The sequence below is a fragment of the Pseudanabaena sp. FACHB-2040 genome, assembly GCF_014696715.1.
In the GTDB taxonomy this organism is placed as follows: Bacteria; Cyanobacteriota; Cyanobacteriia; order Phormidesmidales; family Phormidesmidaceae; genus JACVSF01.
This window is the reverse complement of the sequence record NZ_JACJQO010000022.1, coordinates 171,537-183,666: the sequence shown is the minus strand read 5'-3', so window position 1 is coordinate 183,666 and position 12,130 is coordinate 171,537. Positions and strand designations below refer to the sequence as shown.

General features: G+C 42.0%; 10 protein-coding genes. All 10 read left to right on the top strand.

Translation table 11 applies throughout. From position 1 onward, the window contains the following. Positions 1-156 precede the first annotated feature (156 nt). Entirely contained in the window at positions 157-1,110 is a 954-nt protein-coding gene (locus H6G13_RS23800) for a GDP-L-fucose synthase (protein WP_190487580.1), read from the top strand. A 637-nt stretch (positions 1,111-1,747) separates the two neighbouring features. Further along, positions 1,748-2,116 (top strand): hypothetical protein, encoded by a 369-nt coding sequence (locus H6G13_RS23795; protein WP_190487579.1) that lies wholly within the window; start codon positions 1,748-1,750, stop codon positions 2,114-2,116. Positions 2,117-2,348: 232 nt separating this feature from the next. Continuing rightward, positions 2,349-3,329, top strand: coding sequence for a GDP-mannose 4,6-dehydratase (locus H6G13_RS23790; protein WP_190487578.1), 981 nt, complete (start codon positions 2,349-2,351; stop codon positions 3,327-3,329). A 41-nt stretch (positions 3,330-3,370) separates the two neighbouring features. After that, positions 3,371-5,158, top strand: coding sequence for an ABC transporter ATP-binding protein (locus H6G13_RS23785; RefSeq protein WP_190487577.1), 1,788 nt, complete (start codon positions 3,371-3,373; stop codon positions 5,156-5,158). A 262-nt stretch (positions 5,159-5,420) separates the two neighbouring features. Beyond that, positions 5,421-6,821, top strand: coding sequence for an O-antigen ligase family protein (locus H6G13_RS23780; RefSeq protein ID WP_190487576.1), 1,401 nt, complete (start codon positions 5,421-5,423; stop codon positions 6,819-6,821). A gap of 48 nt (positions 6,822-6,869) precedes the next feature. After that, positions 6,870-7,811: a glycosyltransferase family 2 protein gene (locus H6G13_RS23775; RefSeq protein WP_190487575.1), complete on the top strand. Its 942-nt coding sequence runs from the start codon at positions 6,870-6,872 to the stop codon at positions 7,809-7,811. 137 nt (positions 7,812-7,948) lie between these two features. Continuing rightward, complete coding sequence (locus H6G13_RS23770) at positions 7,949-8,785, top strand: glycosyltransferase (RefSeq protein ID WP_190487573.1); 837 nt, start codon at positions 7,949-7,951, stop codon at positions 8,783-8,785. Between the two features lie 3 nt (positions 8,786-8,788). Beyond that, entirely contained in the window at positions 8,789-10,030 is a 1,242-nt protein-coding gene (locus H6G13_RS23765) for a glycosyltransferase family 4 protein (RefSeq protein ID WP_190487571.1), read from the top strand. Positions 10,031-10,056: 26 nt separating this feature from the next. Beyond that, entirely contained in the window at positions 10,057-11,229 is a 1,173-nt protein-coding gene (locus tag H6G13_RS23760) for a glycosyltransferase family 4 protein (protein ID WP_190487568.1), read from the top strand. Between the two features lie 9 nt (positions 11,230-11,238). Beyond that, positions 11,239-12,129 carry a glycosyltransferase family 2 protein gene (locus H6G13_RS23755; protein ID WP_190487567.1) on the top strand — a complete coding sequence of 297 codons (891 nt, stop codon included), beginning with the start codon at positions 11,239-11,241 and terminating at the stop codon, positions 12,127-12,129. The last annotated feature ends 1 nt before the right edge of the window (position 12,130 follow it).

Genomic DNA, 12,130 nt, shown 5'->3' with positions numbered 1-12,130 from the left:
CCCCCTAAGCCGGTTTGTGCATTGGCTTGAATGGTGCATAGATTTTGATCCCCCCTGCCCCCCTTATTAAGGGGGAGTGGAGGGGTTATTTTGTAGGGGTGAGTGTTTGACCGGGTGGGTACAGTCTTATTTATTCTGACTATCGAAATCTGAGCTATGGAAAAGAATGCGAAGATCTACGTGGCTGGGCATCGGGGCTTAGCGGGTAGCGCGATTGTGCGGGCGCTGATGGCGAATGGCTACACCAACCTAGTGCTGAAGTCGAGCCAGGAGCTAGACCTGCGGCGGCAGGAGGCGGTGGAGGCTTTCTTTGCGGCGGAGCAGCCGGAGTATGTGTTTTTAGCGGCGGCTAAGGTGGGCGGCATTCAGGCCAACAATGTCTATCGGGCTGAGTTTATCTACGAAAACCTGATGATTGAGGCGAATGTGATTCACAGCGCCTATCTCAATGGGGTGAAGAAGCTGCTGTTTTTGGGCTCTTCCTGCATTTATCCCAAGCTGTGCCCGCAGCCGATGAAGGAAGACTATCTGCTCACTGGGTTTTTGGAGCCGACGAATGAGCCCTATGCGATCGCAAAAATTGCGGGCCTCAAGCTCTGCGAAAACTACTGCCGCCAGTATGGGGTGAACTTTATCTCGGCGATGCCGACGAACCTCTATGGCTTTAACGACAATTTTGACCTGGCCAACTCCCACGTGCTGCCTGCACTCATGCGCAAGTTTCATGAGGCTAAGGTGAGCGGTGCGCCGACGGTGACGGTGTGGGGATCGGGCACGCCGCTGCGCGAGTTTCTCTATGTGGATGACTTGGCGGATGCGCTGCTGTTTTTGATGCAGCACTACAACGAGCCTCAGTTTGTCAACGTGGGCACAGGCGATGAGGTGTCGATTAAGGAGCTGGCGCTGACGATGAAGGCGGTGGTGGGCTATGAAGGCGAACTGGTGTTTGATGCGGATAAGCCAGACGGCACGCCGCGCAAGCTGCTGGATGTGTCGAGGCTGCACGAGGCTGGGTGGCAGGCCAAGACCTCGCTCAAGGAGGGAATCGAGAAGACCTATGGCTGGTTTGTTGAAAGCTATGGGCAGATTCGCGGACGGGCAGCAGCTTAGTTTCAATGGCTTAAGCATTAACGGCTAAGCAATCAGCAAAAGCCGTTAATGCTCGTTGCTTAAGAGCAACGGTTTATAGGTGAGTGCTTAGGGCATAAGTAAACAGGATGAGTACTCATTGCGTAGCAGCTTCGCTTTATAGGCTAGCGCTTGGGGTATGAGCAAACAGGATGAATGCTTATTGCGTAGCAGCTTTGCTTTATAGGCTAGCGCTTAAGGTATAAGCAAACAGGATGAATGCTTATTGGAGAGCTGCGATCGCTTTGTACTTTGGGCTTATCTATTAAAGGGTAGTGGAGAAGTTATGAGGGTTAATCGCTCCCTCTTGCTCCCTTGAGAATGGTGAGTAGGAGGAAGCCCTTTAATTTAGATGCCAGTAGCGGCACCCTCTTCCCCCCCTTATTAAGGGGGGCAGGGGGGATCCAATCCTCGCAATTGCCAAGACCACCGCTTATTCCCAAAAGTCACGGCTGCTGCCCTAAGGAAAAATGCTGAAATCTCTGGCGGTCTCTATAAAGCTGCTAAAAACTTTCGCTAGATGCACGGTGATGGCTGCTGTATTGCCTCGGGTAAATTTGAAAACAGGTTGGGCACAGAGCCTAGCTGTTCATTTCATCCCATTGGGGAGGCATAAACTATGACCAGAAGAAAAAGGTCATCTCTTTTGTTGGAAAAGGCAGAGCGTCGGGCGTCTGGAATGCGGTCGATTGATGCGAGTTTAGACCTGGGTAACGGTATGACGCTGAAGTCGTATCAAGCGGCCCTGGATAGCTTGCGCGAGCGGCAAAATCGTTATAACACGCTGCTGTCGAGCATAGACCAGATCTATAACGAGTTGCTGGAAGAGGAGCGGAGCCTGGGAGAGCTGTCGGAGAATATGCTGAGTGCTGTGAAGGTAAAATTCGGCCGCAATAGCACTGAGTATGAGATGGCTGGTGGGGTGAGGCGATCGGAACGGCGGCGAGCGCGACGGACAGTGACAGAAGTGGTAGAGCCAGTAGCCTAATCTCTTGGCTGGACATTCGAATAGTTTGATAACAAAAACGGTTGCTTGAATTCAAGCAACCGTTTTTGTTTATAAGTCTTATATCTTAATAACGCCATTTGGCTCCGCTTAGAAGCCGTTAAATAGCTGGAGAGATGAAGAATAAAGTGTAGCTAGTTTTTGCTAATACTTGATCTTTAGTAATAAAGCTAAAACACAATAATCCATACTTATTTTTCAACACCTTTTCCCAATGAAACAAGCTCTTATCTGTGGCATTTCGGGTCAAGATGGTGCATATCTTGCTAAGCACTTGCTGGAGCTTGGCTATGCTGTTTGCGGCACTTCTAGAGATGCACAAATATCATCTTTCCAAAACCTAAAGAGGCTGGGTATTTGGAATCAAGTCAAGCTAGTATCAATGTCTTTAACTGACTTTCGAAGTGTATTACAGGTATTTACGAAAATTGAGCCAGATGAAGTCTACAACTTGGCAGGACAGAGTTCTGTAGGGTTGTCCTTTGAACTGCCGGTTGAGACAATGGAGAGTTTTGCAATCGGCACTTTGAACTTGCTAGAGGTCATCCGCTTTCTGGAGAAACCAATTAAGCTTTACAACGCTAGCTCTAGTGAATGCTTTGGTGACACAAAAGGCGAAGCTGCTAATGAAGAAACTCCCTTTCGGCCTCGTAGCCCTTACGGAGTAGCTAAGGCTGCTGCTTTCTGGGAAGTTGCTAACTACAGGGAAGCTTATAATCTGTTTGCTTGTTCAGGCATTCTATTTAATCATGAATCGCCGTTACGGCCTCAGCGATTTGTAACACAAAAGATTGTTTCAACAGTTTGTCGTATTGCTACAGGCAGCAATGAGAAGCTATATCTCGGCAACATTGATATTCAGCGCGACTGGGGGTGGGCTTTAGAATACGTAAACGCAATGCACCTTATGCTACAACATGAAGTGCCTGACGATTATGTAATTGCCACTGGAAAATCCTACACCTTACAACAATTTGTTGATTTAGCATTTAAGGCGGTCAACTTAAATTGGCAGGAACATGTAGTAATTGATCGAAGCTTGTTTCGACCTTCAGAAATTGCTTGGAGTTGTGGTAATCCTGCTAAAGCAGAAAAAATCTTAGGTTGGAAAGCTCAGTCTAGAATGCCAGAAGTTGTGACAGAAATGGTAAGAGCTCATCTAAATCTAAAAGATGCAAAACCGCCAGAATTTTAAGAGCAGGTACAGACAATAGAAAATATTTAGGTTGAACAAAAATGCTTCAATACTTCAAAAAGATTTGGTTCATTCTTGGAGACTCAGGCAGGAAACTGCCGTCATTATTTCTATTTTTCATTTTTTCTTCAGTCTTAGAAACTTTTGGCATTGGCATGCTGGGTCCATTCTTTGCAGTTGTCTCCGACCCAGCCTTAATTCAACGAGTACCGATTTTACAGCAGGTATACAATGTTCTAAATGTATCGTCTAACGAGACATTCATCATTTTTCTTTGTATTTTAATTGCTGTTGTTTTTGTCATCAAATCTATTGCTTATCTTCTTTCTAAATTCTATATTTTAAAATTCAGCCATTCTCATCGTGCAAAAATCGTTCAAAAACTAAATAGGGCTTATCTTAATAGCGACTACAACTACTTCATAAGTAAAAATTCTTCTGGTCTTACTAAAAACATCATTAGTGAAACCCAAGCATTTTGCTCAAGTGTTTTGCTTTCACTACTATATGGGATTTCAAATTGTATTACTCTAGCTCTCTTATGCTGGCTCATGTATACCGCAAACTCGCTACTCCTAACAGCGATTTTAGCTTCTCTATTACCTGTCATTCTTCTAATATATGGCTTAAAAAATAAGTTAAAGGTTTGGGGGCAAACACTGTCAGAGGCCACGCAGAAAGTGATCCAAACCCTAAATCAAGGCTTAGGAGGCTTTAAGGAAACCCGCGTAATTGGTGCTGCGCCCTACTTTGAAACCCAAATGACAGGTTATGCACAGCAATATGCTCGCACAGCATCCTTGGTTGGTAGTTTTGAAATGATGCCTCGGGTTTTAATCGAGGCATCTCTGGTAATTTTTATTGTTTCATTTGTCGCAATCTCACAAATTGTTCTGTCTAACTCTACAGAACAATTGATTTCTAGTCTAAGTGTATTTGCAGTCGCCTCCATCCGTTTGCTGCCTGCGGCTAGTCAAATTATATCTGCAGTAGGCAATCTCCAAAGTACTAGGCACGTAGTAGACATTTTGTACGCTGATCTAAAGGAATCAGAAAAGCAGCTCTCGTTACATAGTTCTTCTATAGCCGAAAGAGCTAGCAAAGAAGCCGGCTCAGTGGCTTCGAAAATAAGTTTCAATAATAAAATTCAGCTTTCGAAGGTTTTCTATCAGTATTCTCAAGAGCTCAACCCCGCTATTAATGGAATCTCGCTTGAAATTAACAAGGGTGAGTCAGTTGCTTTTATTGGTAAGTCGGGGGCTGGAAAAACTACCCTAGTCGATGTAATCTTGGGACTGCTAGTTCCTCAAAAGGGGGGGATAACAGTTGATGGAGAATCGATTTACAACGACCTACGCGCTTGGCAGAATCTGATAGGCTATATCCCTCAATCTATCTTTCTCTTAGATGACACGGTTGAGAGAAATATTGCGTTTGGTGTCCCAGACCATCTAATTGACTACCAAAAATTAGAAGCAGCTGTCGCTGCTGCTCAGCTTGAGGAAGTAGTGACCCAACTGCCCAATGGCATTCATACTCGAGTAGGGGAAAGAGGGGTAATGCTTTCGGGAGGACAAAGGCAGCGAATCGGTATTGCGCGAGCTTTATACCACGAACGAGAGATTCTAGTTTTAGATGAAGCTACGTCTGCTCTGGACAATGAAACGGAGAAACAAATTACTGCAGCGATTCAAAATCTTTCGGGAAAGAAGAGCGTGATTATGATTGCTCATCGTTTGTCTACGGTAGAGCACTGTAATCGAGTTTATTTGCTAGAGAAAGGAATGGTAGTAAAGTCGGGTAGCTTTATAGATGTAATGGCTTCCTAAAAATAAAAGAACATCAAAAGATTAGCCCTGACAATTTGCTTTTCAAAACCTGCTAATGAATAAGTTCTACCACTAGTAAAGAACACATTTATGAGCTTATATAAATTGGAGCATACTGTTGGTTTCGAATCAATCACAGTGTAAAAGTAGGTTGTTTTCGTTTTAGCTGACGCTTACAGTTACTACTAATCGAAACTAACCTACGCATCTGCCCATTTTCTAGCGGCGTTTAAGTGATTGAAGCAATTTTTTGAGGAAGTAAATGTCAACAAAAGATTTTATTCAAGACTTTATTGGAAATCCTATTATATTGCCCTTAATACTAATCTGCTTTTGTTTTTACATTTTTATTTTAATAGGAAGTCCTATATTAAAAGGGCTTTATAAAATACAGGTTGTAAAAAAAAGTATCACATACTTATTTGTCGTATGTCTTTTCCAAATATCCTTAATTGGCATGACGTTGTCTTTTCTTGATAGATGGATAAGATACGGTGGAACTTTAACAAGTTACATTACAACTTTTTCTATAAACTTTTTCTGCTTGTTTTTTCTGCAGGAAATTGGACTTATGAGAATTAATCGCTTTATTGGAATAATTTCTAAAAATCCTTTACTGATTGCTCTATCTTTAATAATTCTATTATCACCAGCTTGGTCCGAAATGCCGATTGTAGGGCTAACAGCTAGCATTGGCTACCTTCTAGCTCTCCTCATAACTGTACAGATGGCGGAGAAATATACCTGGCTAGAATTGGATGAAATTTTAAGGATTGGCCTTAGCGTTGTTGGCGTTCTCACTTTAGTATCTGCTGCTTTATCACCATCGTCTTATTTCACGACTGAACCATGGGGAGCGCTCATAGGTGGCAGAAAAAATTTTGGTATTTTATGTGGCCTTATTACTTCTCTATGGCTGCTTAACTGGCTTGGCTCTAAAAAAGCTGACTGGCTATCGCCTATATGTGCTTGTTTCTTCTCAATATTTGTAATTTTGGGTAATAGTATTACGGGATTAATTACCCTAATGGCTTGCCTCTATGCTCTTTTTCTTACTAGTTCATCTCGCTTTTTAAAGAGAAAAGAATCGCTACGTATATTATCGGTTTTAGGACCTATTTCTATTTTTGTTGTATCGATATTTATTTCAAATTTTCCTCGAGTTGCTATCTTCTTTGGCAAAGATCCTACTTTTACAGGGCGCACTTTAATATGGGAGGTGCTTATAGAAAAAGTTAATAACTACAATGCTTTATTAGGTTACGGTTACAACGGGTTTTGGCAAGTGTGGAGAGGAAGTGATAGCCCAGGCTATAACATTAAGCCAGATCTACTTGGCGACTATGTAGCTCCCCACGCCCATAATGGATTTGTAGAAGTTTTTATTCAACTTGGTTATCTTGGTCTCATTATCTTCATTCTACTATTTCTACAAACTTCGTATAAAGCCGTTCAAAAAGCATATTCTGCTAAAGGCAAGGAGCAACGCTTGCCCCTACTTTTAATTACGTTTTTGATATTTTCTAATATCGGTGAAACCTTTCAATTAGGTATGATTGGCCCCAACATCAACCTTTTTATTCTTGTCATCCTAGCCATAAAGTTGAATCCTAAACAAGATCGTCGAAGCATAACCGCTTACAACCCATATCTTAAGAGTTAGATTTCTCTAACCTAGCATTTTACTTTAATAGACTAAGAATTAATTGATATGCAAGTACCTGTTGCTTTACTAATTTTTAATCGCCCAGAAACAACTCAAGTAGTCTTTGATGCTATCAGACAGGCCAAGCCTAGTAAGCTACTGGTGATTGCCGATGGACCACGATTAGACAAGCCTAATGACTTAGAAAGGTGTCAACAAGCTCGAGATATAGTTCAAAAAGTTGATTGGGATTGCGAATTACTTACCAGCTTTTCTGATGTGAATCTAGGCTGTAAAAAACGTGTGTACACCGGCCTTAGCTGGGTTTTTAGCATAGTTGATAGAGCCATCATTCTTGAAGATGATTGTTGCCCTCATCCTTCCTTCTTTCCCTACTGTGCAGAACTGCTTGAGTACTATCGAGACGATACTAGAATTACAAGCATTTGCGGTGAAAATGCTCAATTTGGTCGTGAGGTCACTGAATATAGTTACTATTTCTCGCGCTATTTTCACGGTTGGGGCTGGGCTACTTGGAGGCGAGCTTGGCAAAATTATGATATTGAGATGAAACTGTGGCCCAAAGCAAAAAACTCAAAAGAGTTTCAAAGCTTATTTACAGATTTTTGGGTCGAACGTCACTGGAAAAACCTTTTTCAAGATGTCTATGACGGCAACATAAGTACTTGCTGGGATTACCAATGGATATTTAATAGCTTTACTCAAGGAGGATTGAGCATTATTCCTCAAGTTAACCTAATATCTAATATTGGCTTTGGGGCTAATGCAACACATACGTACGATCAGAGTAGTATGTTTGCTAACGTAGGAACTCACCCAATCGAGTTTCCAATCCATCACAATCCTTTGGTAATACCGAATATTGAAGCCGATTGTTACGAGGAATTGACGAAATTTCATGTGCCAGACTCAATGAGAAGACTAAAAATTTCCCTAAAGGAAGCTTTGAAAGGAAATTTTCGGTCCTTAAAGAGATCTTTCAGTTAATACAGTCTATATTGTTGAGCTTTCCCGATGAATAGGTATGGGGTGATATCACAAACATAGTCCTCTAGTAGATTAGCATTGCTTAACTTCGAAGAGTATAAACTCTAGATTTTTACTTGCTTCCTCTAATTACTGTCGTGAAAAAAATATCCATTGTTACTCCTTGCTTTAATGCTCAATCTTATATTGAGGAAACCATAGAGTCAGTCATTAATCAAAAAGCGATATTACAGGCTAGATGCGAACTAGAATACATTATCGTTGATGGCGGCTCAACTGACGAAACTATTCTGAAGTCTCAATCCTTTAGAGAGCACTCTCAAGCGAGCAAAATCAAGTTAATTTCTGAGCCTGATAGAGGTATGTACGATGCTTTGGCGAAAGGATTAAAACAATGCTCAGGAGATATTGTTGCTTATATAAATGCTGGAGATTATTACCATAGCAGTGCTTTTGATATTGTTCTTGATATCTTTGCTTCTAAAAAAGTTAATTGGCTCACTGGCTACAACACTGTTTACAACGAAAATTCAAGCATCGTCTCTGTAGAATTACCCTATCGGTACCGCAGAGAGCTGATTACTTGTGGTTTCTACGGTCGCACCTTGCCGCCTCTGCAGCAAGAATCTACCTTTTGGGCTAGTTCTTTATTGAACTTAATTGATTACGACTTCCTCGCAAGTTTGAAATACGCTGGGGACTATTATCTCTGGTTGCAGTTTGCCAAAGAGTATCAGCTCTCCATCGTTCAGTCATATATTGGTGGTTTTCGAGTTCATAAAGGACAGATCTCGGGAGACAAATCTGCTTATTACCATGAAGTCGATCAACTCATTACTGCTAAGCCTAGTATGAGAAATTATATACAGGCCAAGATTGATAGCCTTCTCTGGTATATGCCAGGAAGACTCAAGAAAAAGTTTAATCAGGAACATCTATTTAGATTTAACCATGAACTGCAATCTTGGATTTAAGCAATGCGTATTTTACATTTAGCGAAGCATGAAAACAGCGGCGCAGGTCGTGCTGCTTTACGTCTGCATCAAGGCCTGTTAAAAATTGGAGCTAATTCTCAGGCACTGGTAGATGAAAAGAAATCTGCTCTTAGGTCTGTTATTAAGGCCAAACTTCGATCAGCTAGGCTGACCGAGCTTGAATATCTACTAGTGAATAAGTTTTTAAACAAGCGATTAGCCGAAAAGGCTGATTTCTTCTCAATTAATATTACTCCTTCCCTTTTGTTAGGCCAAATCAAAGATTTGCAGCCTGATATTATTAATCTGCATTGGGTTGGATCGGAGTTTATTAGAATTGAGGAATTACGTAAATTAAACACGCCTTTGGTCTGGACGCTTCAAGACATGTGGCCTTTCACAGGGGGATGCCACTACAACCAAGGTTGCCAAAAGTATGTACATTCCTGTGGAAATTGCCCACAGCTCGTAGGAGACAAACAGCATGACCTTTCTTCTGTTGTTTGGCAGCGTAAAGCTGATACTTGGAAGGATCTAAACCTCACTGTCGTCGGACCTAGTTCCTGGATATCTCAATGCGCTCGTACAAGTGCTCTTTTGAAAGACCGACGTGTAGAGACTATTTCTTTTACTCTCGATACAGATCTATATCGACCAACTGAACCGTCTGTTGCTAGACAGGTACTTCGTCTACCCCAAGACAAGCTACTTATTTTGTTTGGGGCATTAAGAGCTACAGATGACTATAGAAAGGGATTTCATTTATTACAACCAGCCTTGCAAAAAATCAGTCAATCTAAGTTAAGCGATCAGATTGCCTTTGTTGTCTTTGGGTCATCTAAACCCGAAAATCCCGTTGACCTAGGTTGTGATACTTACTATCTAGGTCATCTTTATGACGATCTTTCGTTGGCATTGGCTTACTCGGCTGCCACTGTTATGGTTGTGCCGTCAGTTCAAGAATCCTTCGGACAGACTGCCTCAGAAGCCTTAGCTTGCGGAACTCCCGTTGTTGCCTTTAACGCTACAGGATTAATGGATATTGTTGACCACTGCAAAAACGGTTATTTAGCTACCCCTTACGAAATTGAAGATTTGGCTCGAGGCATTACCTGGGTGTTGGAAAACTCAATCCAGAATAACCAACTACGACTCAATGCTCGTGATAAGGCTGAGAAGGCATTTGCCCTTGAGCTACAGGCACACCACTACAAAGCTCTCTACTCGGAAATTTTGAATCGTTAGCCTAGTTCTCATTTTTACTTACTATAATGAAAATCCTCATCCTAACTCCTTCTCTGCCATCAACTCAAAAGCAGACAGGCGCAGATATCTGTTTGCAAGCCTTTACTAAAGCCTTACAGGAAAACGGCTATACAGTAACCACAGTAGGCTTTCTGAGGATTGGAGAATCCTTGCCTCAGCCTAACGAAGAGTTTATCTCAGTTGGTTCTTGCCATGTCGAGACTAAAGAAGCCAAGTTATACCCCCTGCTTTGGGCTAGTAAAAGTTTTCTTAGGAACCTTCCTTACACCTCAGCCCGATATTACTCTAAACAATACATTAAGAAGGTTCAGGAGCTGCTTAGCCAAAACTCATACGAAGCTATCATTTTGGACCATTCCTACCAAATAGCTTGGCTTGAGCCTTTCATAGCAGAAAAGCACAAGATAGTTTCCATTGCCCAAAATATAGAATGCGAAGTCTATGCTGACCGCGTTAAAGACGCTAAAAATATAGCTGCAAAATGGCTGTATAGTCGAGAGGCGAAACTTATTCAATCTACCGAGGAACATCTGACCCGGACCTCAAAAGAAACTTGGGCATTGACGGATAATGACGCTAAGTACTTTTCAGGCATCGAAGGGGCTGGAAAAATAAGAGTAATGGGTTTGCCGTCAAGTTTAGGAGATCTTCCGGACAGCTCCATAGAGAAAACCTTTGATATTGGCTTAATTGGTAGTTGGATATGGAAGCCCAACGGTGACGGTCTACGCTGGTTCTTTAAAGAAGTCTACCCATATCTCCCTAAGAGGTTAAGGATTGAAGTTGCTGGTCGAGGGGCGGAGTGGCTAGATGGGCAGTATCCGAATGTGAATTATCAAGGATTTGCTCCAGACGCCAAAGTATTTATGGCTCAATCTAAAGTCATTGCTATTCCTTCTATTTGTGGAGGAGGCATTCAAATTAAAACATTAAACTCTATCGGCTTAGGTTTGCCTATTGTAGCTACTCCATTTGCCATGCGAGGAATTTCGAATCCACCTTCATTCGTAAAAGTTACGAACGATCCAAAAAAGTTTGCTGATTTGCTTGTGGCCGGTATTGACTCTAATCAGTCAACTTCTTCGGCAGCTAAGGAGGCCTTAGATTGGTCTAAAGAGCGAAAGCAAATCTTTTTGAGGGACATAAGAGAAGCTCTTAACGAAATTAGTGAAAACTGAGAACCTTCTATGAAACAAGAATCTCTAGCAGTACTTCTAACATGCTTCAACCGGCGTGAAAAAACCTTATCTTGCCTTAGAGCAATCTACAACCAGGAATTGACAGAGGCGGTTTCCTTACTGGTTTACTTGGTTGACGACGGCAGTACTGATGGTACAGCAGTAGCTGTCAAAGAGGCATTTCCCGAAGTCAACATCATTTATGGAAGTGGTAACCTTTTCTGGAATGGCGGCATGCGTCTTGCATTTGCCGAAGCTAGTAAACAAGCCTATGACTTTTATCTTTGGTTAAATGATGATACGCACCTCTATCCAGATGCTATCTGTCGTTTATTAGATACTGCTCACTTATTGTATGAGCGAGGGAAATCTCGATCAATTGTCATTGGATCAACTCAAGATCCTAAAACGGGTGCTCTTACCTATGGAGGGATTCGTCAACGCTGCTGGTGGCGACCATTACAGTTTTCCTTAGAAGTGCCTAGTGATCAAGTCAAAGCCTGCGACACTATGAATGGCAATTGTGTCCTTTTGTCTAAAGCAGTCATTGAAGTCGTTGGTAATCTAGATCCAGCTTTTGACCATGACTTAGGAGATTATGACTATGGTTTAAGGGCGAAGCGGCAGCAATGCTCAATATGGATAACTCCTGGATATATAGGCACTTGCCCACCAAACCCACATAGTAGTCGTATGGATAAAAGTCTAAGCTCCATCGATCAAAGACTAAGTAAAGTAAATCATCCTAAAGGTTTAGCTTTAGATAATGTCACGCTGCATCCTTTTACAGAGTGGAAAGTTTTTTCTCAACGTCACGGAGGATTACTGTGGCCCATTTTTTGGCTTTTACCATATAGAAGACTGTTGACAAGCTTATTTGCCTTTAAAGGCAGTAACTGAT

Coding starts and splice junctions, on each gene's coding strand:
- H6G13_RS23800 (WP_190487580.1), top strand. CDS start 157: ATGGAAAAGAATGCGAAGATCTACGTGGCTGGGCATCGGGGCTTAGCG.
- H6G13_RS23795 (WP_190487579.1), top strand. CDS start 1,748: ATGACCAGAAGAAAAAGGTCATCTCTTTTGTTGGAAAAGGCAGAGCGT.
- H6G13_RS23790 (WP_190487578.1), top strand. CDS start 2,349: ATGAAACAAGCTCTTATCTGTGGCATTTCGGGTCAAGATGGTGCATAT.
- H6G13_RS23785 (WP_190487577.1), top strand. CDS start 3,371: ATGCTTCAATACTTCAAAAAGATTTGGTTCATTCTTGGAGACTCAGGC.
- H6G13_RS23780 (WP_190487576.1), top strand. CDS start 5,421: ATGTCAACAAAAGATTTTATTCAAGACTTTATTGGAAATCCTATTATA.
- H6G13_RS23775 (WP_190487575.1), top strand. CDS start 6,870: ATGCAAGTACCTGTTGCTTTACTAATTTTTAATCGCCCAGAAACAACT.
- H6G13_RS23765 (WP_190487571.1), top strand. CDS start 8,789: ATGCGTATTTTACATTTAGCGAAGCATGAAAACAGCGGCGCAGGTCGT.
- H6G13_RS23760 (WP_190487568.1), top strand. CDS start 10,057: ATGAAAATCCTCATCCTAACTCCTTCTCTGCCATCAACTCAAAAGCAG.
- H6G13_RS23755 (WP_190487567.1), top strand. CDS start 11,239: ATGAAACAAGAATCTCTAGCAGTACTTCTAACATGCTTCAACCGGCGT.